This is a genomic window from Fictibacillus sp. WQ 8-8 (genome assembly GCF_024494405.1).
Taxonomy (GTDB): Bacteria; Bacillota; Bacilli; order Bacillales; family Fictibacillaceae; genus Fictibacillus_C; species Fictibacillus_C marinisediminis.
Genome location: NZ_JAMXKG010000010.1, coordinates 88,340 through 112,194 on the forward strand (window position 1 = coordinate 88,340; position 23,855 = coordinate 112,194).

General features: G+C 39.3%; 18 protein-coding genes and 2 pseudogenes. 12 read left to right on the forward strand and 8 right to left on the reverse strand.

The window, feature by feature from the left end; genetic code table 11:
- The first annotated feature begins 1,358 nt into the window (after positions 1 to 1,358).
- Complete coding sequence (locus M1K46_RS19710; RefSeq protein WP_425590819.1) at positions 1,359 to 1,526, forward strand: HTH domain-containing protein; 168 nt, start codon at positions 1,359 to 1,361, stop codon at positions 1,524 to 1,526.
- 70 nt (positions 1,527 to 1,596) lie between these two features.
- On the opposite strand, the gene M1K46_RS19715 is transcribed toward M1K46_RS19710, so the two are convergent.
- Positions 1,597 to 1,764: a hypothetical protein gene (locus tag M1K46_RS19715; RefSeq protein ID WP_256227384.1), complete on the reverse strand. Its 168-nt coding sequence runs from the start codon at positions 1,762 to 1,764 to the stop codon at positions 1,597 to 1,599.
- 471 nt (positions 1,765 to 2,235) lie between these two features.
- Here M1K46_RS19715 and M1K46_RS19720 point away from each other — a divergent pair, with 471 nt between their 5' ends.
- Together M1K46_RS19720 and M1K46_RS19725 are read left to right on the forward strand one after the other, a co-directional pair.
- The gene (locus M1K46_RS19720; RefSeq protein ID WP_256227385.1) at positions 2,236 to 3,471 is read left to right on the forward strand and encodes an SGNH/GDSL hydrolase family protein; all 1,236 of its coding nucleotides are present in this window, start codon (positions 2,236 to 2,238) and stop codon (positions 3,469 to 3,471) included.
- Positions 3,472 to 3,487: 16 nt separating this feature from the next.
- Positions 3,488 to 4,795, forward strand: a complete 1,308-nt coding sequence (locus M1K46_RS19725) for an alpha/beta hydrolase (protein ID WP_256227386.1) — start codon at positions 3,488 to 3,490, stop codon at positions 4,793 to 4,795.
- A 625-nt stretch (positions 4,796 to 5,420) separates the two neighbouring features.
- Here M1K46_RS19725 and M1K46_RS19730 read toward each other — a convergent pair.
- The 3 genes from M1K46_RS19730 to M1K46_RS19740 all read right to left on the reverse strand — a co-directional run bounded on the left by M1K46_RS19730 (position 5,421) and on the right by M1K46_RS19740 (position 7,774).
- Entirely contained in the window at positions 5,421 to 6,155 is a 735-nt protein-coding gene (locus M1K46_RS19730) for an SDR family oxidoreductase (RefSeq protein WP_256227387.1), read from the reverse strand.
- A 145-nt stretch (positions 6,156 to 6,300) separates the two neighbouring features.
- A complete protein-coding gene (locus tag M1K46_RS19735; protein ID WP_256227388.1) occupies positions 6,301 to 7,491 on the reverse strand; it encodes an MFS transporter in 1,191 nt (396 codons plus the stop codon).
- Between the two features lie 25 nt (positions 7,492 to 7,516).
- Positions 7,517 to 7,774 carry an Atu4866 domain-containing protein gene (locus tag M1K46_RS19740; RefSeq protein ID WP_256227389.1) on the reverse strand — a complete coding sequence of 86 codons (258 nt, stop codon included), beginning with the start codon at positions 7,772 to 7,774 and terminating at the stop codon, positions 7,517 to 7,519.
- Positions 7,775 to 7,953: 179 nt separating this feature from the next.
- Between M1K46_RS19740 and M1K46_RS19745 the strand changes: the two genes are divergently transcribed.
- Positions 7,954 to 8,862 (forward strand): AraC family transcriptional regulator, encoded by a 909-nt coding sequence (locus M1K46_RS19745; protein WP_256227415.1) that lies wholly within the window; start codon positions 7,954 to 7,956, stop codon positions 8,860 to 8,862.
- A 535-nt stretch (positions 8,863 to 9,397) separates the two neighbouring features.
- Here M1K46_RS19745 and M1K46_RS19750 read toward each other — a convergent pair.
- Both M1K46_RS19750 and M1K46_RS19755 read right to left on the reverse strand, forming a co-directional pair.
- Positions 9,398 to 10,018, reverse strand: a complete 621-nt coding sequence (locus tag M1K46_RS19750; RefSeq protein WP_256227390.1) for a hypothetical protein — start codon at positions 10,016 to 10,018, stop codon at positions 9,398 to 9,400.
- A 326-nt stretch (positions 10,019 to 10,344) separates the two neighbouring features.
- Positions 10,345 to 10,995, reverse strand: coding sequence for a SprT-like domain-containing protein (locus tag M1K46_RS19755; RefSeq protein WP_256227391.1), 651 nt, complete (start codon positions 10,993 to 10,995; stop codon positions 10,345 to 10,347).
- A 964-nt stretch (positions 10,996 to 11,959) separates the two neighbouring features.
- Here M1K46_RS19755 and M1K46_RS19760 point away from each other — a divergent pair.
- The 5 genes and pseudogenes from M1K46_RS19760 to M1K46_RS19780 all read left to right on the forward strand — a co-directional run bounded on the left by M1K46_RS19760 (position 11,960) and on the right by M1K46_RS19780 (position 16,275).
- A complete protein-coding gene (locus M1K46_RS19760) occupies positions 11,960 to 12,142 on the forward strand; it encodes a DUF2187 family protein (protein WP_256227392.1) in 183 nt (60 codons plus the stop codon).
- Positions 12,143 to 13,330: 1,188 nt separating this feature from the next.
- Positions 13,331 to 13,774, forward strand: a complete 444-nt coding sequence (locus M1K46_RS19765) for a JAB domain-containing protein (RefSeq protein ID WP_256227393.1) — start codon at positions 13,331 to 13,333, stop codon at positions 13,772 to 13,774.
- 179 nt (positions 13,775 to 13,953) lie between these two features.
- A pseudogene (locus tag M1K46_RS19770) lies at positions 13,954 to 14,409 on the forward strand (mannonate dehydratase); the annotation flags it as partial.
- The gene (locus M1K46_RS19775) at positions 14,381 to 15,217 is read left to right on the forward strand and encodes an SDR family oxidoreductase (protein ID WP_256227394.1); all 837 of its coding nucleotides are present in this window, start codon (positions 14,381 to 14,383) and stop codon (positions 15,215 to 15,217) included. The pseudogene M1K46_RS19770 and the gene M1K46_RS19775, both read left to right, overlap by 29 nt.
- Before the next feature lie 596 nt (positions 15,218 to 15,813).
- On the forward strand, positions 15,814 to 16,275 hold the full coding sequence (locus M1K46_RS19780; protein WP_091005252.1) for a CarD family transcriptional regulator: 462 nt from the start codon (positions 15,814 to 15,816) through the stop codon (positions 16,273 to 16,275).
- Positions 16,276 to 17,791: 1,516 nt separating this feature from the next.
- Here M1K46_RS19780 and M1K46_RS19785 read toward each other — a convergent pair.
- Positions 17,792 to 17,943: pseudogene (locus M1K46_RS19785) on the reverse strand (gfo/Idh/MocA family oxidoreductase); the annotation flags it as partial.
- Between the two features lie 252 nt (positions 17,944 to 18,195).
- Between M1K46_RS19785 and M1K46_RS19790 the strand changes: the two are divergent.
- On the forward strand, positions 18,196 to 19,710 hold the full coding sequence (locus M1K46_RS19790; protein ID WP_256227395.1) for a bifunctional metallophosphatase/5'-nucleotidase: 1,515 nt from the start codon (positions 18,196 to 18,198) through the stop codon (positions 19,708 to 19,710).
- 780 nt (positions 19,711 to 20,490) lie between these two features.
- Here M1K46_RS19790 and yhfH read toward each other — a convergent pair.
- Positions 20,491 to 20,619, reverse strand: coding sequence for a protein YhfH (gene yhfH, locus M1K46_RS19795; protein ID WP_074440588.1), 129 nt, complete (start codon positions 20,617 to 20,619; stop codon positions 20,491 to 20,493).
- Positions 20,620 to 21,070: 451 nt separating this feature from the next.
- Here yhfH and M1K46_RS19800 point away from each other — a divergent pair, with 451 nt between their 5' ends.
- Together M1K46_RS19800 and M1K46_RS19805 are read left to right on the forward strand one after the other, a co-directional pair.
- A complete protein-coding gene (locus tag M1K46_RS19800) occupies positions 21,071 to 21,364 on the forward strand; it encodes a hypothetical protein (RefSeq protein WP_256227396.1) in 294 nt (97 codons plus the stop codon).
- Between the two features lie 830 nt (positions 21,365 to 22,194).
- Positions 22,195 to 23,841, forward strand: a complete 1,647-nt coding sequence (locus M1K46_RS19805; RefSeq protein WP_256227397.1) for an amidohydrolase — start codon at positions 22,195 to 22,197, stop codon at positions 23,839 to 23,841.
- The last annotated feature ends 14 nt before the right edge of the window (positions 23,842 to 23,855 follow it).

Sequence of the window (23,855 nt, forward strand, 5' to 3'; positions counted from 1 at the left end):
GGATTGTGATCCATTAACATTTGATAATAGCGAAGAGGTTGTTGGTGTATATATTGCTCAATAATTCCATGTGGAGGAATGCCAACGAGTACACGGTTAGCGTAATCAGTGACGTGTGACTCTCGCTTGGCATCAATCAAGCTTCCTTGTACCGAGGATACGTGGTCTTATGTCCCTTTTTCGTCAAACAGTCGGCGCACCTTCGCAGTGGAAGCATGCAATGGGCTTTGGCCCACATGAACTCTCGGTATCAATCGGACGAGGGAAATTCCGTTCCTTTCCGTTGCGTTCTTCCCTGGACAACCATGACTACTCTACCTAACGAAGGCAACTTTACACAAGGGCTAACAGCGTGAGCTAGGTCACTGCATATCCCCTTGTGAAAGTCGGTAAAAGACTGATATAGTGGCTCTTGTCAGCGAGGGAAAGCGTCGAAGGAAACGAAGGGAGAGACTAATGGCTGAACAAAAGTGTGCAGGGTGAGAGACGAAGAACGCGTTAAGTAAGGATAGGGTATCGGCTGAAAAAAGCGGAAGGGAGCTTACCGTGTGACGACACGATTAGAGCAAAGAAAAGAATAGCATGGATTACAAAAATAATCTGCAGCAAGTGACACGCATGTCGAGAAAACAACAAAGTCAGGGCTTTCTAATTAAGGATCTTGAGAGTAGATCCAAAACCTTAGAAACCCACATTACTGAAGCAGCAGAAAAGAAGGACTTCTTCTAAGTAAATCCTATCGGTTCTAATAATCCTATGATAACTGACTCACTGATTATAGAGCTATGAAGTCACCCAGGACCAGGATAACAAAGCCGCTCCAAATTGAGGAGCGGCTTTACAATGGTGGGCTCTACCCTATCACTTAGTTCTTTTATGGCATTTAGAATAAAGAGAGGTGGTGTACTCTATCCATTTTTAGAATGAACCTTTATCAAAAAAAGAAAGCTGGAAAGCTAGAGTTTCAAAAGAAGTTCAAAATACCTGCAATTTCGTAGTGGTGTCTTGTGTACACCTTTTTAGGAGATATCGTTGGAAAGTGTCGTCTCCTTCTTTGTTAGTTTTAAGAAAATCATATAGACGATGCCGATCCCCATCCAAATAAATCCTAACTTTTTCGATGCAGGCCGAACGCGGATATCACGCCAACCCCATGGGAGATATTTACCTCTTCCGCCGTCCTGGGGGACGCCCTCAAACGAAGAATGAAACAAAGGAATCCAAGATTAGCACCACGGATCCAGAAAGCGGCTACTATGTAAAAGATGGTTTACACGTGACTTTTTATATAGTGGAAATAAGCAATTGTCCTTATGAATGGAGGTGAGGTGATGTCATTGGATCAGCGCAGTACTGCCATGTTGTTCCATTTGTCGCAGGCCCAAGGATACATCTCAGTGGATGAATTGATCGAGAAATTCAATGTGTCAAAACGTACCATTTACTATGATATTGAAAAAATCAACGGGTGGCTCAGTGATAATGACCTAAAGCCTCAGGCATTTCGCTCGTGCCCAAGACTTTAGAGGAATGGAGTTCGGAGCACCATTAGATTTTGAGAATACAAAAGATAGTTTTATGGGTTTTTTATGTCACTTAATCCCTTTTCTCATTATCGATCGATTTTTGAACGAAAGATGGATGGAATACAGAATTTGTTATGTAAAGATAGTTTACACTTTGCTGTTGTCCTTCTATCCAAGATGCCATAAATATACCAGAAATGACAAGACCTATTACTACAATAAAGAACAGTTGTGACATGTTTCATCCTCCTTGAATTTACCAAAATGTCGGTCAGAGATTCTCCTGATCTCGAATCATAATGTAATCACCCTGTTCAATAATGCACCCAATAGGTTTAGGACAGTGTCTTAGTGTCCTAGACCTATTCAGGATTAAACGCAGAATAAACAAGGACAAAATGAAAGGCGAAGCACGTGAAGGAGTCGGCGATCTGAAAGAAAAGGCAGCCGACAAAGTAAATGATGCTTTTGATAACAGAAGATAATACTAGAGTGTACAGATGAGGCAAAAGGACAAAACGTCTTTTTGTCTCATTTTTTATGATGATCCTCTTCTTTGAAGAGGATTTTTATATGAAGAAATGCCCAAGCCTGCTGGACATTCTTCCTACAAAAGAGCCCTTTTTTTGTAATTATAATTACTTAAATTGACAATAATATATAAATATTCAAAAATTAAGTATCTTTAATAAATGGGAGGTAGGAAAATGTGTTGAAAAAATCAGTGCTTTCGGTGATAACAGCAGCTGGTCTTTTACTGGGGGTTTCCTCCGCACCCGCTAACGCGGAGCACCATAATGCTCAAAAAAATTGGGTCGCCTCATGGGGAACGAGCCAGCAGATGTCACGTGAATCCGGTGTTTCTCACGATGGATTTAAGAACCAAACCATTCGGATGATTGTAAATCCTAATCAAGGAGGTAAAGATGTCAGGCTGCGTTTTTCTAACCTTTATGGAGTGAAGCCTTTGGTGCTGGATAAAGTAGTACTCGCTCATTCGGCAACCGGTGCTGAGACGGTACCAAAAACGGGACGTATGGTTACCTTTAAAGGTAAGAAACGCACAGTCATACCTGTGGGAAGGGAAATCAGCAGTGACAGTGTAGATTTTGAAGTAAAAGAGAATCAAGATTTGACTGTATCCGTCTATACACACTCGGCCACAGGGCCAACGACTTGGCATCCCCTATCAAAACGAACAACCTATGTATCAGAACAGGGTGATCACACTTCGGAAAACCAGAGTACTTCCTTTACAAAAGGCTTTAAAAACTGGTTTTGGATGGAAGGGATCGATGTTGCCGCTAAGGATAAAAAAACACGTGTCATTATCACGTTGGGAGATTCCATCACGGATAGTTATGGATTCACCTCGAATCCTAACCGCAGCTGGGGAGATTACTTTGATCAGAGACTGAAAGAGAAGTACAAGCATCGTTCAATTTCAGTTATCAATTCAGGTATTTCAGGCAATCGAATTCTTCGGGATTCTCCTATTTTTGGTGAAAAGGCGCTCGATCGATTGAACCATGATGTACTTGAGCAACCTGGCGTAACCGATATGATTCTCTTAGAAGGCATAAATGATATTGGACAGGAGCCACACGAGTTCGATTCCAGCAAAATTATTGCCGGAATGCAGCAGATCATTGACAAGGCACACGCGAAAGGAATCAAGGTCTATGGGGGAACACTCACACCTTTTCGGGGGACAACCATAGCTAACTACTTTACAGAAGAAGGAGAAAAAACGAGAGAAGAGGTTAATCAATGGATACGTACAAGCGGGGCATTTGACGAAGTGATTGATTTTGAACGGATGATCCAAGACCCGGCAGATCCGCAACGCCTGCTGCCTGCTTTTGACTCGGGTGATCATCTGCATCCAAGTGATGCTGGATTCCAGGCAATGGCTTATGGCGTTAATCTTTCTTTATTCAAATAAAAAGGGGAGGTCGATCATGTATCGTCCGTTATTTAAATGGTTGGCTGCCATTTTCCTTGCTTTCTTAATCTTTCCTGTGGTTCACATTCACGCCGATGGTGAAAAGCGTTTAAGCATTGTTTCTGATACAGCCTTATCAGATAGACTGCATGAAATTGTTCTGGACAGTCCGGCTCTGGGAAAACAGACTCCTCTGCGCGTGCTCCTGCCACAAGGTTACGATGAACATTCAAAGGAAAAGTACCCCGTGCTTTACATGCTTCACGGCTGCTGCGGTGATTATAAATCCTGGACCGTTGCAGGGGATATTGAAAATATGACAAAGGACTTGCCTCTCGTGATCGTGATGCCTGATGCGGGCAGAGGCGGAAGCTATTCCAACTGGTACAATAATGGAGCTTATGGAAAGCCGGAGTGGGAGACCTATCATATCAATGAACTCATTCCCTGGGTGGAAAAAAATTATCGTTTGAAAAATACAAGAGAGGGACGAGCTATTGCCGGGTTGTCCATGGGAGGGTTCGGTTCCTTGTCCTATGCTGCCAGACATCCGGATTTGTTTCTGGCTGCCGCTTCTTTTTCAGGCGTGGTGAATACAAATCTGGATCCCGAATTTCTGGACAAGACGATTTTTCAAAATCAGGAAAATGTGCCTCCGGGCACTGTCTGGGGAGATCGTGCGAACCATGAAATCATATGGAGAAGCCACAATCCGTGGGATCTTGCCGAAAATTTAGCAGGTATGGATTTATCGATTTATACAGGCACAGGTGAAGCGGGCGGTCCCTTGGACGGCGGTGTAGCCTCCCCGGTTGAAGAGATTTGCTACAGCATGTCCACGAGCATGCACAACCGGCTGGAAGAGCTCGGCATTCCGCATGATTGGAACAGCTACGGACCCGGTTCTCATACATGGGGATATTGGAAGCGGGATCTTGCGCAGACACTGCCCCGTTTTATGACGTTGTTTGAGCATCCTCCAAAGGCTCCGCGGCCCTTTTCATATAAATCGGCAGAATCCTCATTTTCCATTTATGGATGGAGAGTGAAAATGAACAGAAAAGCAGAAGAGTTTGCTGAAATCAACCAAGTAACAAAAGCAGGATTTTCAATAACTGGTTCAGGAACCGCGGAAATTAAGACAGCATCCTGGTATCATCCACAAAAACGATACCTCGTTAAAATGCATGGTAAAGGAAATCATAAGACAATGATCTTAAAGCCGGATCATAACGGAAAACTAAAGTTCAATGTAAAGCTTTCAGTTAATCCATTAAAGGAAGAACAAAACACAATTGCGGTCATGATTCGAAAGCTAGACTAAAAAAAACCGCCCTCTTTTCAAAAGAAGAGGGCGGTTTGTATGTGCTCTTACAATTTTATGGAGCTTTTCTGAAGAGCCCATGTCTTCTTCCAGGCGTTTTGTGCAACCATTAAAAGAACAAAGAAGGGAAGGGAAAGTTACTTTTTGAGATTTATGGTTAACTCCCTTGTTTTAAAATTGAAGAAGTTGAGAAGGGAAAAAACAGTCTGGTTTTATTCCATTAAAGGGCCAGATTGTTGAATAGGAGTTGCCGAATTTACAGAAGGTAAATTAGTTTAAGATTAATAGAGGTGAACCGTATCATAAGTAAATGAGTTTATCTGATAAAATGAGAATAGAGCCTATGCAAAAGGTAATTCACCTTGCATAGGCTTTAATATTATTAGTGTTCAATTTTGGAGTGACTTACTTTTTCATAAAGACAAAAACTTCATTTATTTTTCCATAACCTGAATAGTGGACATTTTGAGTATAGACCTTGATAAAAAACAAATAGAAAGAGCCTGTTTTTCGAAAAAGATTGAAAAAAACAGGCTCTTAATCACATTAATTAATAGAAATGACTTCAATTAAGATTGATAATTTTTGTTATATCTCATTTCCCTTTATACCGTATATTTAAGTTTTAATTAGCTGCAGTTGGTCTTACAATTATCTCGTTTACATCAACGTCTGCAGGTTGCTCAATCGCAAATAAGATTGTGCGAGCAATAGCATCTGGTGAAATAGCAATCTTCCGATACTCTTTCATCACCTGACTTGCTTCGTCATCCGTAATACTATCAGCCAGTTCAGATTCGGTTACCCCCGGTGAAACGATGGTTACGCGGATATCATCGCAAACCTCCATACGAAGCCCTTCAGATATAGCCCGGACTGCAAATTTAGTTGCACAATACACAGCCGCAGTCGGTGAAACGGTGTGTCCCCCAATTGAAGAGATATTAATGAATTGACCAAAACCTTGTTCCTTCATAATTGGAAGCCCTGCTGCAATGCCATGAAGTACGCCGCGAACATTAACGTCGATCATACGATCCCATTCGTCAACCTTCAGAGCTTCAAGTTTTGAGAGGGGCATCACTCCTGCGTTATTCACGATCACATCAACTTTCCCAAATCTGTTTTTTACATAGTTGATGAGTTCTTCCATTTGATCCCTTTTGGTGACATCCAGTAACCTATAATCCGCTAAGCCACCTTCTGAACGAATTGCGGATTTAATAGCCTCTAGTTTTTCCGTGCGTCTTGCTCCTAATACAACATGTGCACCGTTTTGAGCAAGAAGACGTGCAGTAGCTTTACCGATACCACTGCTTGCCCCCGTAATTACTACAACTTTCCCTGCAATGTTAGACATGTTTTTTCCCCCTTAGATTTTCTCACTTTTTCTCGATTTCTTTACATACTTTAACAACCATTAAGAAACCCGTCCCGTTCAGTTGGCCGAAAGGGGTTGTTACCGGTTTTGGTTGCTTGGCTCAACGAAATTTCAATTTACGAACCTATGAGTTGATAATGGATTGTCCACCTAGCGCTTGGCTGGAAGTAGATCTGTCATATCTACGTGATAAGAACACTGCTCCCACCGCAAAAGCGGTACCCACCGCCGCGACCCAGGTAACAGAAGAGAGTGATATTTGCTCTACGGCAGCACCACCGATTCCAGCTCCAGCTGCCATGGCAAGCTGAATGGTTGAATTATTCAAGCTAAGCATTATGCCTGAAGATTCAGGTGCTAGCCTGATTAAGTGTAATTGCTGCGGAGGACCCGGAGACCATGTTGAGCATGACCATATGACTAACACCGAGATCAAAATCACCGGTGATTGTGCAAAAAGCATGATTAGAAGTAATGCTGCGACATTAAGTGATAATCCTCCGATTAGGGTACGATGAATGCCCCATTTGTCCGTGCCGAAACCTCCAAACTTAGACCCGATCAAGCTTGCGATACCAACCGCAAATAAAGTGATGCTCAAAGTTTTATCACTCATTCCGGTTACTGTAAGAAGGAACGGTGAAATGTAGGAGTAAAAAATGGAGTATCCGACAATCCAGAAGAAAGATACAGATAAGCCAATCAACATTTTTGGTTGCTTCAGTAATGCGAGCTGACTCCGCAAGGGTACAGGAGCTTCTGCAGCCATTCGCGGAATTGTTATTGCAATAATCAATAGAGCTAATAGCCCGATTAAACCAATTCCCCCGAAAATTGCCTTCCATTCGTAGGCTGAGGAAATCACTCTCCCGATAGGGACGCCGAGAATCAAGGAAGCGGTGAAGCCCATAAGTACCGCCGCAATAGCGCTTCCTTGCTTGCCTGGCAAGGCGACCTTGGTCGCTATCGTAAGGGAGCCAACAACCGTGACCCCTGCGCTTATCCCCATGAGGATCCGAGATGCGATAAGAAGTTCATATCCCGGTAACATACAGGCAAGTCCATTACTGATTACAAATAAGGTTAAAGCATAAAGTAACAGCTTCCGTCTTTCCATACGTGCTGTTAAAGCCATAACAATCGGAGTGCCAAAAGCATAAGAGAGCGAAAAAATGGTAATTAACTGACCGGCCGTCACTAAAGTTACGCCCGTTGACTCCGCAATCTTATCTAGAATGCCTGCTATAACATACTCCGATGTTCCGACTAAAAAACTAAGAACTGCTAATGTGTAGATCTTTAATGTGCTGGACATGTTATTCAATTCCTTTTCCGTTTATTTACTCTTCTCGATATAAAATCATCCCTGCATGATAAAGAACGCCATTACGAAAATCCCCGTCAGCTGTGAAACCGGTATCGTCTACATAATCGATATGATCCCCATTAATAATATAGCGGCCTTGATAGGCGCTTTTCCGATTTCCCCGCGCCTCGTCGTAACGTCCGTTAGGCAGAAGCTCATGTCGGATATATCCGTCCTGGGTAACCCACATGCCTACATAAGATGTTTGTTCTTCATTGTTTCTTTTTTCCATTTTCATTTTCTCCTTTTACTGTGGATTGTGAAGGTTACTTCTCAAACAGTATGGAGCATATTGGGGCAGATACGGTAGCCGATTCGGAGAGAGTTATTGCACAATCGTACAAAATGTATAAAACTATATGTAAGAGCTATCGGAGCGGAAAAAAGGGAGTGTATGATAATATTATGAAAATGAATGACGAAATCACGAGACAACAGAAGGAATTGGCAAGTCTTATAGATCGCCATACACCTAACTCTGGAAAACATGATACCGCTATTTCTTCTTTAAAATTATTTCGCTATGAAGGAGAGAAGCAACCGATCTATTCGGTCTATGATCCTGCGTTGTGCATTGTTGCACAAGGAGCAAAAATGGTGATGTTAGGACAAGAATGCTATCACTATAATCCAGCGTCCTATTTGGTCGCCTCCGTAAATTTGCCGATTACCGGACAAATCATTCAAGCTTCTCACCAGCATCCTTACTTAAGCCTTCAACTGAATTTTAGTACGGGTCAGATCGTAGATATTATCAAAGCGTCTCATTCGGAATGGGGTGATAAGGAAGGCTTGGGACGAGGCCTGTTGGTGAGCCAAACGAGCCAGTCTCTTCTTGACGCTGTATTGAGATTAGTTCGGCTTCTAGATTCGGAGCGGCATATTCCTGTTCTTGCTCCTTTGGTCATTCGTGAAATTCTGTACTGGATTTTGCAGGATGAACAGGGAGGGGCTTCGATCCGGCAGTTCGCCGTGGCCGGCAGCCATGCTGAGAGGATTGCAAAAGTGATTAGTTTCATAAACCGCAATTTCACTAAGCCTTTACGTATCGATGAGTTGGCAAAAGTCGCGAGCATGAGCCCATCTTCATTACACTTTCATTTCAAAGAGGTTACCGCAATGAGCCCCTTGCAATATCAAAAGCAATTAAGATTGCAGGAAGCTCGCCGCCTATTGCTTTTAGATATACCTGAAGCGGCGAATGCCGGATTCCAAGTGGGTTATGAAAGTCCTTCCCAGTTCAGCCGTGAATACGCTCGAATGTTTGGTCTGCCTCCATTAAGCGATATCAAGCAACTTCGTGAGTCTTTAGCTGAGTAGGATAGCCGAGTCCGGAAAAGGGACACAACCCGGTCTTTAAAAATCCAAATAAATTAAAAAATAACAGGGGGTGAACTACTGCTACATCTATTTTTTTTAAGTATCTACAGTCAGCATTCCAGACATGTGGATTTAACCTACATGGGTTCTAACATTGGTCGCCATGAAATTTTTATACGTAATCTTTATAATTCTTAACTTTTTGCTACCTTTAAAGCGTTACGGTGAACCGTATCACAAGTTAAATATAGTAATCAAATTATGCAATACTTTGATCTTCAACAATCGGGCGCAATTCTACAGTATTGGATTGCGCTCGTTATTCCATTATAGGGTGCTTTAATGGAATAATATGAGGAAAGAGAACTCAATTACTCTGTTTTAATACAGAGTAATTGGGTTTTTTAGTATTTAAAAATTTATATACGTTGTAAATTCGAAATTTTCCTAACGCTACCCTATTTAGAATTTAGAAGGACATTTCTTCTTTTAAAAAAAAGTGGAATATCCTTCCTAAATCATTCGGAGGAATGAACTATTTGTATTTATCCATCCAGTTATGAACGACGTCCTTTACATTGTTTGCTCCTTCCTTAATGTCTTCAAAGATCATCGCAAGCAGGGTAAACCAGGAAATCTCCTCGTTGTATGGATTATTTTTATTGATGTATTTCAGTACCTGTTTTAATTCCTTCATTCTGGATTCATCAATATGCTGATGCAGATAACACTTTACAAAAGCATTCAATAAATGAGTGTTTCGGATACCGGCATCTAATAATAGTGCTGTTGCTTTTGATGGGGTCACGTCCAATGCGCGAGACAGGGAATAGATGTTTTCATAGGTTGCTGGTGTAAATCGAATGGTGATCCTCTCATTTTTTCCTGATTGCACTTTCTTCTGTAATGACTCCCGGCCCCAATCGCCCATATAAACGGTATTAAGGAACTGCAAGTCTCTCCGGAAGAATTGAGATAAATAGTCCAGCACGTTCCTCGATTGCAGTCCTTTTTCGCATATGGTTTCGGCCACATCTTTAACCGGTGTATTCGTGATGTAGGACAAGCGATAAACGCAATCTTTGAGATGGCTAGAAATTGTCGGTTTGATGTCTCGTTTTTTATCGGAACGAATCTTTCTCGTTTTGGTTTCCACTACCTCTTCCCCCTTGATTTTTTCCCTTTTGGGCTCAACTTTTGTTTAGGACAGTGTCCTAGTGTCCTAGATTTATATCTATGTATATGGGGGATGGGGAAGAGGTATGTTTATTTTTTTTATCCTTGGCCATACTGGGGATATGAAGATACGGAAGGGGAAACGAGTATGAAAATGACGAAAGAAGAAGCCCGATCTCTGGCGAAGAAGGGCATAGAGGTTAGTAAAAAATACGGTATTCCGTTGAAACCAAAAAAGAAAAAACAAGCATAAATGCTTGTTTCATAGTCATATAGTGCGACCTTTGGATGCTTTCCAAAGGTCTTTTATTTATCTTCTTCAAGCTGCTGATCACAGGTCATGCACTTTAATGCGATCTCTGGCTTAGTCGATCGAACAATGACTCCGCACCCTGGGCAAACCCATTTATATGAGGTTTTCTTCTTTTCCTCTGAGTCAGTCCCTTCATCACTTCCTGTAGCTGCTCCGCTGCTGCCACTTCTCCTGGCAATAACAAAGGCCTTCTCATTTATATCTAATCCCTTGATCTTCTGTTTTGATTCCTCTGTCAGCTTAGGAAAGGCCCAGCCATACCGTTCGTCTTTTTCATTTGGAAAATAAAAGCCGCGCTGTTCACATTCCGCTTTAAAACGTTTGTTGTGATAAGTACCATTCCTTGAACAATCCTGAACCCCCTGAATCGCATTATAGAGGTGGACCATCTCATGCAGCATCGTATCCATCGTTTCCATAAAGTCGATATCTAAATATTCGGCCCCAATGTTCAATTCATATCGTTTGTTTTTCCCTTCTTTGTCCTGCCATACTTCCTTGGTTGAGCACCAACCCATCGATTTTCTTTTTCCTCCGCTTTGAATGGTGATCGCCGGTTCTGGCAGATATCCTTCAAAAAATCCGTCATTTAGCTTTGTAAACGCTATGTGTAGTTCATCGATTGCCTTTTGAATGTTTGCCATGTTTTCACCCTCCAAGTTGAATATTAATATTCAATAAATAGTTATTGAACTCCGACTAGCTACATTCAGGATTAACGAATCGGTTTCGGCTGCTGAATGACCATATCTTTCATCGCAGATTCTTCCATTCGCACTGCCAGCGTTTGAATATATAAATTATACACGAACATTAGTTCGTGTAAAACATAAAAATCTAAAAATAACCGATTTTCTTCTAACTCCCTGTTCGATCACATTTCTCCATTATGGAAAGTAACATACTAAAGTTTGTGGGGATTTTAGAGCTTGGAAGGGACACCGAGGTTGAAAGGCATTCTAATGGAATGAAGGCTATGTGTATTTTCAGCCGAAGATACAAGCCATCGTAAAGATAAGGAATTGGACCCTGAAGGGAATTTTCATATAATGGTAAAAAGACAGTCGTAAAGCTGGTTACCTTAAGGGTTATAGATATCTGACAAAAAGAAATTGTTAAGTTGTAAAGAGTTTTTAAAAAGGTCTGTTTTTGTTTCTTTTTATTTTGCATAGGTGTTAAAATGAATTTCACACCACCCCTTTTCGACCCTTTCTCTTAGTCCCTTTCGCTAAGAGAAAGGGTTTTGTCCTTTCAAGAGGACATGAACATAACTGGAACCCATCTATTACAGAACTGAGAATTATTTCTTGTCTAATGAAGTCACAGCAAAGCTGGCAGCTGCTAGGAAACTCATCGGTATGTAGTTCTGGATCAATTACTTATTAATGCGATGGCTGAATACACCAGTCTGAAAGAAAAAGGATAGGTATAATCTTGAGGAAGGGTTTTACCCTTCCTTTTTTATTTTTTTATAAAAATCGGTACAGAGAATAGCTCTGTGTTGCTATGAACTGTCGATTCTTGACAAGAAAATTGCAACAGTATATTATGTAAGCGCATTCAATAGATTGAGGAACTAGTCAAAAATACATGTAAGGGGACGATCTTATGCAAGAAATCAAAAAAGCAGCTATTGGTGAGAAAGTTTCTTTTGATGAAGGGATTATAGGTATAGTGGAGAAGGTGAGTGAACATGCGGTAATCGTTACGATAATCAAAAATTCCACACTACATGAATTTGCCAATAACAAAACCGTGGTTTCTCATCATAAGTATAAATTAATCCATTAAAGGCTTAGTGGAATTTTAGGTGATCAAGTGACCGCTTTCCTTTCCCAGATTGTTCTTAGAACCGTCCCATACTACTCGTCGCACTTTATTGGCAAATGTTTTAGGGCATTTCACTGAAAAGAGGGGATGACAATCATCACTTATACTAAGGAGCAAATTCTAGGTGAACTAACGTATAGTCAGTTGATGGAAGTCAAAAAAATTTTGAGGAAGTACCCAAAGAAAGTCCATCCTACCGAACTTTGGATAATTTTAAAAACCACCTTATTGGAAAGTGAAGTTAAGGCTATCGAAAAAAACTTAAAAAGGAAACGATAAGTGGTTTAACTAGTTTATCAAGTGGGAATATATTGGTATCCACCTTCCCTTTCCAATGTCAATAGACCTATTAGTATCACAAACCCTTGTATATCAAGGGTTATTTTTTTTTCCTTAATTTCGGACACCGAACAAAGCGACTTTTCCATCAAAATCGAGGGTAAGTTCGGCATTTTCAGTGTCCTAACGCAAATGACCTTGCTCTCAAAAAACAGAATCCCTTTAAAGGAAGATCCTTCCAACGATTTACAGGCCGATATATTCACTGAACTGATGAAAAACATGTTCCCGAATTGGATCATATTGTCTACGTTTGTGTTTTTGTCAACAAAATAAAAATATCAATTTATAATACAGAGGGACTGTTCAACAGCGAACTTCACAACGTATAGATATTATTAATAAATAAATAAGACATTGAAATATATCCTGTAATGACCGCTATGCACGGTGAAGGAGAATGGGAGCCGGAAGTAATGTTCTGGACATTAAATAAATTCTTAGAAGCTGTGTCTTAAAAAGACAGGGCCCGTCTTTTTTATTATGAAAACTAAGACGGTAAAGAGCAGAACTGCTAATTAAGCTTATTCAACAATCGGGGGCGATTGTTGAAGATCATATAGCATGTATTGAAATTATTAGCGGTGCTTTTTAAATGGTATTTAAAAAGGGTAATTACCTTTCTTCTTTGTTCTCCTAATTGTAATCGTTAGCTCATGAGAACAGTAAAGGGATTCTTCGTTTTACTTCGCAAACTTTGTGAACTTTTTTGAAAATGCACCAAAAAACTTACACAAACTTCAAGTCCCTTGACAGCTCTTTTCGCAAAGATTGATACGCCTTCAAACAAAGAAGGGAGCTGTTCAAGCTATGGAAAAACTGTATGAAATTCTTCAAATCAAGCAAGTTATTGCGGAGGTCAGAGAAGGACAGAGACACATCGTTCGTTCACCGATGGATGGAGCGAAAATCGCTGCTGCATTAATAGGAGACGAAGATAGGGAAGTTTTTCTCGTGATGTGCCTCAACACAAAAAATAGAGTAGTAGCAGTCCACAGATGTCATGTTGGAGCACTAAACTCAAGTATCGTTCATCCAAGAGAGGTGTTCAAGGCAGCAATTTTGAACAATTCAGCCTCGATCATTGTGTCGCATCAGCATCCCAGTGGAGATATAACACCATCAGGAGAAGATATTGCGGTTTCGAAGCGATTAGCTGAAGCCGGAAAGATGTTAGGCATCGATGTATTGGATCACTTGATTGTAAATGCAGAAGCTGATTATACAAGTTTAAAAGAGAAGGGCTATATGTAATTCATAGAAGGAGGAGATGGAAAATCTCTTCCTTCCTTTTTTTGTTTTCCTCTATGTAGATTGTATAGATTCATTTATTAAGTAGATTGAATCAAAACATTGATGTTCTGCGGATGTTTCTGCTGCTTATTGGTATAACTAATCCACTTTGCATGCAGCAAATAAACTAATTCTCAACCGTACCACGCATCATTACCGGTGAGCAAAGCTATGAAAAACTGAGGGCGATTTCTGATTCTTGGTCCAATGGAATTACCATGTGTACGGGATCTATGGGAGCAAACCCTTCCAATAATATGGTTGAAATCGCAAAAAAATATGCAGGACTCGCCCCGTTTTCACATATTCGCAATGTGAAAATCTATGAAAATGGGGATTTTGTAGAAACCTCGCATTACACACAGGATGGATCTATTAATATCCAGGGTGTCGTTGAAGAGTTAAACAAACAAGATTATAAGGGCTATGTAAGACCTGATCATGGGCGTCACATCTGGGGCGAACAATGCCGGCCTGGGTACGGGCTATATGACCGCGCGATGGGAATCATGTATTTGCACGGATTATGGGATGCCTATGAATCTCGGAAAACAGGGGTGGGTGTGTATGATTCCTATTCACGAAAACTTAACTAACAAAGTGGCTGTAATAACCGGCGGCAGCGGTGTGCTGTGCTCCGAAATGGCAAAGGAGCTTGCCCGACATGGTGTTAAAGTTGCAATATTGAACAGGACGGCTGAAAAAGGACAAAAAGTTGTAGACAATATTAAACAGTCTGGCGGTACAGCTCTGTCTGTTTCTACAGACGTTTTGAATCGGGAATCGTTAAAAAAAGCAAAAGATCAAATTTTGGATACGTTTGGATCAGTTAATCTTTTAATTAATGGAGCGGGAGGCAATCATCCGGATGCCATTACCGATTCCGAAACCTATGAAGAAGAGACGGCCGGGAAATCATTTTTTGATCTGGATGAGAACGGATTTTCTACAGTTTTTGCGAGTAACTTCACCGGGTCATTTCTCGCCTCCCAAGTGTTTGGTAAAGCTTTGCTGCAGGCCGAGTCACCGGCTGTCATTAATATTTCATCAATGAGCGCATTTTCCCCAATGACGAAGGTACCCGCCTACAGCGCGGCAAAGGCCTCGATCAATAACTTTACGATGTGGATGGCTGTTCACTTTGCCAAAACGGGATTGCGCGTAAATGCGATTGCACCCGGTTTCTTCTTAACCACGCAAAATCGGAATCTGCTGCTTAAGGAAGATGGAAGCTATACAGACCGGTCGAATAAAATTATTGCCGGTACACCTATGAAAAGGTTTGGCAAGCCAGCGGACTTGCTTGGAACGCTGCTTTGGCTCGCTGATGAAACATATTCCGGTTTTGTTACAGGCATTACCGTCCCTGTTGATGGAGGTTTCATGGCCTATTCCGGAGTATAACGAATCAAGAGATTTTATAAGGTAATTGTAAAACGCTTTCAGATCTCATGAATGGATGGAATAGACGATTATTGTGCATGACTCTGATTAGAGAGGTATTTCTTGTTTTCTATCCTTCTCCTGATTGACTCATTTTCTTTTTATACATGCTCTACTTTTACTTTTATAGTAAAAGGGGTTCAGATGTTGCAGCCATTGCAAAAAAAACACTTGTCTAAGCTAATGAGCAAAAGTGAGCCAATCCCGTGATATCACCATTAGAAACATTGGTTCTTTAAAGGATATATGTTAGTCGAACCTACCGGGATGAGGCTGATTATCCAAACTGGAACGAGTGAATGTTTAGGCTGGATTGTCCAGATCATCTTCTCAATCTCGGACACCACGGGCCACAGCTGTCTTTATAGCAAGGATAATATCTTCATCGGGCACAAAATAAGGAGTAGTGATATCAATTGCTGCTCGAACAGGCTGCAGCTGATTTATTGAAAAAAGTTATTGACACTGAAAATAATCCCATGTTATTATTAAAAATTTGATAAAAAAACGCATATATGGTATCCTTTAGAAGGTTACCATATATGGAGGTGGATTATTTGTTCCAAATTGGCGATAACATTGTTTATCCAATGCACGGAGTAGGTATAATTGAAGCCATAGAAGAAATAGAATTCCCAGAGGAAAAACAACAGTATTATGTTATAAAAATGTCAATCAGTAATATGCAAGTTATGATTCCAACGTGTAAAATATTGAGTTCAAGTATACGACCAGTTACTGATCTACTTGCATTAAAACAAATTATACACATTTTTCAGCATGGAGAATCAGATAGATTACTACCGTGGAAACAAAGGTATAAAGTAAACACGGACAAACTAAAAACGGGTGAAATACAGGAAGGTGCTGAAGTTGTACGTGATTTAATGCGTATGAAGAAAGATAAAGCACTTAATGGAAGCGAAAAAAAAATGTTGGATAATGCATATGAATTTTTGATTAGTGAACTGGAAGTAATTAAAGGAATCACTGAAAATCAAATAAAAAGTTTCTGTTAAGGTTAATTATAGATAATGTATTGCATTCTAAAAAATATCTGAAATTTTTCGGGGATATTATGATTATCATTTCAAAGACATTCAACTTCTTCAACTTACTTTTAGAACATTAACCTCTTTTGTTATTTCTACGATCTAATCCATTTTTATTATTTAAACTTCCTCACAAACATTTGAAGTTTTATCAAAAAACTCGATATAATAATCACTTGATATTTGTAATACTGATTCACACTGGCACGGACAAGGAACCGTAAGGATGGAAGAGAGGTAGGGCTTTCATTGTTTTAGGTATATCTAAGTGATTATTTCTAGAAGAAAAAACAATCAATCTCATCTCTATCATTAAGAATTTCTTACATCCACTGTGTCTGTGAATAGTAATTGTTTATCTTCTTTTCATAATAGAGATACTCCAGTTGGTAACATCTAAATATATGGTCAACGAAAAAAAAATGACGGAATTTCTAGAACGATTGTTAATATTGTTCTTCAACGATCGGGTGCATTTCTTTAAGAAGGAGAAATGCTCTTTTTTATGGAACTTATTGAACAAACGTAGCAGGATTGTGTAGTAACTGATTGTGTTAAAATTCAATTTATGAAAAAGACCGTCGTTCTCATTCTTGGCAGAAAGTGATTAACTATCAATATGAAGATGTATTCGTTATTGGTTATCTTAAGAAAGAATTTGGCTGGATACTTGGTAAAGGGGAGGACGATGTAACAAGACCACTTGGTGTGACCGAGGTGGTTAGTGGATGTACATCCTAGTACATTATGATTTTAAACAGTAAGAAACTAAAGAGTCAATGATTAACACATAAAGATTTCTTTCTCTTCTTTTTATATTGATAAAGTTGGTAATTATGGTATAAAATTGAAATAAAAAGAAGTTAAAGAAGAGCTAATTAGTTGGGAGAAAAGTGATGAGGCAATCAGGAGTTAGAGGAAATAATCATTGAAACCCCTCTTTAAAGTGAGTACATATTAAATGAGGAAAATTTTTATATTCTTGAAGAATTGTTTTTTAATACATTAGTAATTGATATGTATTGTTTGAATTGTAATAGATTATCAACTTTTAAATCACTTCCATCTGATAAAGGTGTGCTTGCAAATAAAAGAAATGAAAAATATAACAGTATTGATGTAATAGCATCACTTAAGCATAGTGATTCCATAAAGGGACAATTTGAGTTTCTAATGGAAAGATTTTGGAATGATACTCATCCATTTAAAGTTTACTTTGAATGCCAAAGGGACACTTTAAGATTATTTTGTAGTGGGGGCTTCTATATATGATTTATGACAAGGGAGAGCAGTTACCAAAAAAGGAAATAGTGAGTTATGATAGCCCATTCTCATGCGTATCGTGACGTCTCGTTTTATTTTGATCCAGGCGTAGAGCCTGTTTTTTCTTCCTCCTTCAATTCATAGTGTTGTGAAATTATGACTTGCAGGATCTGATTGTTCGTTCGAGACAATGCTACGGAGCTTATGCAATCGATCAAGTCCGCTGTTTAATAAATGTTTCCAGGATCCCGTTTACTTCTTTAAACCCACCGACTAAGAACCTTGCCAGATCGATGCTGTGAGCGGCCAGGTCCGCCAGACGAGAGGAAACTGCGGATCCATGATCCAATCCTGCAAATATGTAGACCGATAGATTGTTTCTACTCACCAGTTTGACTATCCAGGCGGCATGTAATCGATAGCTAGACTTTTCGGATGAAGGGTCTTTTTTTTTCTCTTTCAGATTCAGAGCGACTCGTCTCAGTTTTCAGAACAGACAGGCTTATAGCCGATTTCTTTTCTTCTGTTTTTTTATTACTATTCTGTTAAATTTAACTAATTCTTAACATTCATGTTACAAACCACTTGTATACTTTAATAGAATAAATACAAAGGAGAATGTTTATGAATCGCTTTTTTCTTGTCCTATTAAGTTCTGTCATCGCTATTTGCTCTTTTCTAATGAGTGATTTTAGAGCGGCAGCAAAAGAAAACCCGCAAAAAGCAACGGTGCTGTATTTTAATGATGCGCATGAAATAAGTCCAGTTGTGAATCAATACGGAGATCGCGGTGGTGTTGCGAGACTTAAAACAGTTATTGATCGTGTTCGAGAAGAGAACCAAAAGACAATTGTGACATTCGGCGGAGATCTCGGGGGCGGAACGCTATTTGGCGGTGTGTTTCAAGGGTTTCCAATGGTACAAGCTTTTAATGAAATCAACGTTAATCTGGCTAACTTCGGACAGCATGATTTTGATTTTGGATCGGATGTAGCGAAGAAACTAGTCGAGCAGTCAAATTTCCAATGGATCTCTTCTAATTTAATAGATTCTTATGGAAAACCTTTTGCCAATGTTCCAACTTACAAAATTATTAAAAGTAAGGGAATGAAAATCGGATTTATCGGACTTACAGATAATATGGACACAACATCACAAGATGGGCAGGTTGTTCAGCAGGATCTTATTCAATCTGCAAGGAATGCGGTTAAAAGGATGAAGGAATCGGAAAAAGTAGACATCATTTTTGCTCTAACGCAAGAAACGGTTGAAAAAGACAAACAGTTATTAGCCGCTGTTCCCGAAATTAATGCCGTATTTACAGAAGAAAATGCGGAAGATCAATCATTTATATATAAATTTGAGAATCGTTACATATTGGCTCCAGAAGGAAACATTGGTTCAGTGGTTCGGTTAGATATCACAAAACACGGAAAAGACATTCAATTGAAACCAGAAATATTGGAGGTCGATCATACTGTACCAGAGGATCCCAAATTAAAAGAGCTTGCAACTTATTATCAAAACAAGTTAGAGGAGGAACTTGGAAAAACCATCGCCCAATTAGAGACTCCTCTTATTTATGGGAATAACCATGAATCGAGGTATCAGGAAACCAATATCGGTAATTTTGTATCGGATAGTTATCGCTCTTATTACAATGCCGATATCGGTTTCATGCAGGGTGGTGGGATCCGATCTAGTATTCCTGCCGGAGACTTTACCCTTCGTGATGCCTTCACGATTCTTCCTTTTCGAAATAAAGTCATTCTAGCGAATGTAAAAGGAGAAACCATTCGTGCTGCGCTTGAGAATGGGGTTTCAAGAGTAGAAAATCTGAGTGGGGGATTTTTACAAGTTTCAGGCATGCAATATTCCTATAACTCTAATAAACCTGTTAGAGAGCGAGTAGGAGATATCCTAGTTAACCACGAACCCCTTAATCTTCAGCAAACATATAAGGTAGCTATGCCAAATTATATGTTTTACGGGGGAGATGGGTTTACTATGTTTAGTCCAAGCGATCTCATCGTTGATGCGGCCAATGCTAGAACGGATGCTGAAGTATTGATAGAGTATGCAAAGAAGTTGGGTGTTATCAATATAAAAACGGAAGGGAGAATTATTGTATCTAAGTAATAACAAGGAAAAGAAATTTGAAAGCCTTGTATTTCAAGGGCTTTTGGATGGTGGAAAGATAAATACTCTATGAATCTCTATAAAAGGCAAAGCCACAAGATGCCTATAAGCGTATAAACAAGGGGAATCAAGAGTTGATAAAAGTTTATGTAAAACAAGTAGTATAATGCTGTTTTCCCGATTACCGGCTTTGTAAATCCAAAATTAAGATTGTAATAATTTTTAAATATTGGGTAAATCTATAAATTTCTTCATTTTAATACATTATGATGAAAAAGTTAGTTAACAAATGAGAGGGGAATCATAATGTCAATGAAACCAGGAAAACCAGGCATGGCACAAAAAATCGTTACAAAGACGAGGGCGAAGAGGATTGAGAATAATAGCTTATATAAGTTATTGACACTTCGAAATTAATTCAAGACAGGGCAGGTCACCAAGACCTGTCTTTTTATTTGCTCAGTGATACGTCTGAACGAAAGTAACATAAACTCTGATGTGCAAAGTGGAACCGATTGTTCGGAAATGGCAAAACATGGTTTTCCTTTTTATCTTAGGAATGGGGATTTCATTCCTTGCAGTATTCTTGATTTTCAATTAATGGGTATAGCACTTTACAGGTTAAGAGAACCGTCTCCTTTATAAGGTGGGCGGTTTTCTCATTACTGGAGAATCTTGTTCTCTATGAAACTAAACTGTTTTATAACAGATAATACCCTGCTCACCTTTTCACGGCAAACAGGGTATTAGGAGTTGCATAAATTATTCATTGACGATCACCTATGCTTCATGTTGTCCCATGCATCTCTCACATTCATAAACGTATGATTCATGCTGTTCCTCAATCGTTTTTCCGCATTCCCGGCATTGCTTCTTTGGTAAATTACGATAAAATTCCAACGTCAACATTCAGCATTACCTCCTGTTTTTTAATTAAATTCATTGTATTATAACAGATAAGAATCGTCAACAACTGTTATAGAATTATTTTAAAATACTACTAAACTCCTAGATCTTACTTAAACGCTTATTTGTAAGTTCTGTTTTACATAGGCCAGCAAGTGCTAATTTGAATTAAAGGGCAGGAAGCTGAAGAGAAATGAGTAAAAATTAAGTAATGAAAAATACATATAAAAATACGGTGGGTTTATCACTTTAAGCAGGTTATTGGAGCTTAAAAACGAATGAATTTAATCATTAACCATATTCAAACCAGTCGCTTTCAAAAGCTTTCACTTGTCACCTGAGATATCCATCGTTTAAGATCAAGGCGTGGAGAATATACTGGATTACTTTATCAATTTTTTGAGGATCTACCTTAAGGAAGTAATGACGAAAAACAAGGGGTAAGCACTTGCATATGGAACAAATAGACCTATTCGAAGTAATGACGGAAGCTGATTACGAAGCTACAGTAGATGAACCTTATAGCGAGATTACAAGTGTAGTAATTGGCGATGAAGTAAAGGTAATCATAAACAAATCTGATACAACAGAGGATCGAAGCTACAAGGAAGATTTTTTAAAAGGCAAAGGAAAAGTCATAAAAATGGAGCAAACCAGGGAAGGTAAAACAGTCTGCTATGTTTCATTTAGCGGTAAGAACAGAGAGGCTGTTTTATATGACAGTGACTTATTGATATGCATTAACTGAATAAGGGTTTAACACCGATTCATTTTAACCACATAATATAATCACTAACAAAGAACATAAGTATTTAGTCGAAAAAGGCCCTTTATCGGGCCTTTTCTCAGGTGCGATGAGGGTGGAAGAAGAACAAAAAGTAGTTTTGATGGACAAGCTCCCTTTATACACTCAAAAAAGCAGTGCGATTTCATAAGAAACGCACTGCTTTTTAATATTGAAGCTTTGTTTAAGATATAGCTTACATTAAAAAAACCTTTATTAACTGAAGGTTTTTTTAATGTAAATGAGTGGATTGACTGTATATGATTTGTGACTATTTCAGGTGCTTACGCCTGCCTTGCGGTTTATTTAGACAGATGCTTGAAATCCAATTCGAATCTTCAACATGAGACTGCAATGACTACTAAGAATAACGCGAAAAAGAACGAATTGAGATAATTTTTTTGTCTAATTAACATAGATTTTCGACAATATGTAAAGTTTAGCATCCAAATGTTTTTACGTAATGTATAGTGAAAAATTATGGTAAAGGAGGTATAGTTAAAATATTCAGAATTTTATAATCGTTGTATAGTAATTGGAGAATCGCCGCTTATCGGCAGGAGACCCTTAAGCATTCTCTTTTTATGTAAAAAATCCTCCGCTTACATGAAGAAAATCATGCCTCAAGAATCTTCAGCCAAACAATGAATTTCCATCATACATTTAAACTAATGTTATGGAAATATTTACCTGTATAAGCTCAAGTGAAGTTCCAAATTCTTACGAAATTTCATCATTGGGAACAACGGTACCTCCAAAGACTCTTTCAATCTAAAGGTAGAAGGGATGTTTTTATGAAGGCCGATGTGGTGTTTATAAATGGGGAAGTTATAACAGTAGATGAAAGAAATACAGTAGTTGAGGCTGTAGCGGTAAAGTCAAATCGAATCGTAATTGTCGGTTCAAATGAGGAAGTTAAAGATTGTATCGGCTCACAAACAGAAATATTTGATCTACAAAGAAAAACGCTCCTTCCGGGATTCATCGATTCTCATCTTCATCTTATATTATATGGCGTAAACCAGTTAGCGGTAAGCTGTAAAGCTGAGCACGTCGACTCTGTTGCGGTTATGTTAGATGACCTGCGAAAAAAAGCTCTGGAAACTCCTAAAGGTGAATGGATACGTGCCTGGGGTTTCAATGAGACGGCTGTAAAAGAAAAGCGTTATCCAACGATCGGTGAACTGGATGCCATTTCAGTAGAACATCCTATTATCGTTTCGAGAACTTGCGGACATATTAGTGTAGTAAATCGCAAGGCATTAGAGCTAGCGCAAATTAGCGAAAATACAGAGGACCCTAAAGGAGGAGTTTATGAGCGTGATCAAGGAGGAGGACTGACAGGACGATTGATTGAAGCGGCAAACATGGCAATAAATGAAGTTGCCAGTTACACAGATGGTGAATTAAGAAAGGCCATGAAAATTGCCTCGGATCATTTCGTTGCAGCTGGTATTACAAGTATTCATGATGCAGGCGGATATGGTCCAGACAGTTACCGATTGCTCCAGCAAGCTGTGATGGATAATGATATCCGTGTTCGCATATATGCCATGATTTGTTCCTTAAATAATTCCCATGAATTTGTAGATAAAATGATCAAAGCGGGTGTCGTGACAGGGACAGGAAATGCGAGATTCAAAGTGGGATCCGCTAAATTGTTTATGGATGGTAGCAGCACCGGACCTACAATTGCCACCCGTGTTCCATATACCAGTGATTCTAATAATTCAGGAATTCTTTACTATAGTGAGGAGGAAATCTATCTAGTTTTAGGTCAAGCACACAAAAAAGGCTATCAAATTACTGTACATGCACAAGGGGATAAAGCCATCGAGATGTATTTGAATTGTGTCGAGAGGGCACTGGAGGAATCTCCTAGGGAAAACCATCGCCATCGAATCGAACATGCGGGCATTTCTGCTCCTGATTTACAGGAGAGAATGAAAAAGCTAGGGGTAATACCCATTCCAAATCCTCCATTTCCATATGAATTTGGAGACATATATGTCCACCATTATGGTGATCGTGTGAATCACATGTATGCTGTACGTGATTTTATTGATAATGGCATCATGACAGCCGGCGGATCAGATGCACCAGTTACCGATTATAATCCTTTACTAGGAATTCATGTGGCGGTTAATCGAAAAAGCCGATCAGGCATGGAGATAGGGAAGGATCAATCAATCAGCGTAATGGAAGCTATTCGACTATACACATGGAACGGGGCATATGCGAGTTTTGATGAAGACATAAAAGGAAGCATTGAGGTTGGAAAGTTAGCTGATCTCGTTATTTTAAATGACAGCATCTTACATGCGGATCTAACTAAAATTAAAGATCTACGCGTGGAGACAACGATGATTGATGGTGAAATAGTATACCAAAGTAAAGGGTTAGTGAAAAATCAGATTGTTCATGAATCGGATGTTTTGTGAAATAAAGATCCATT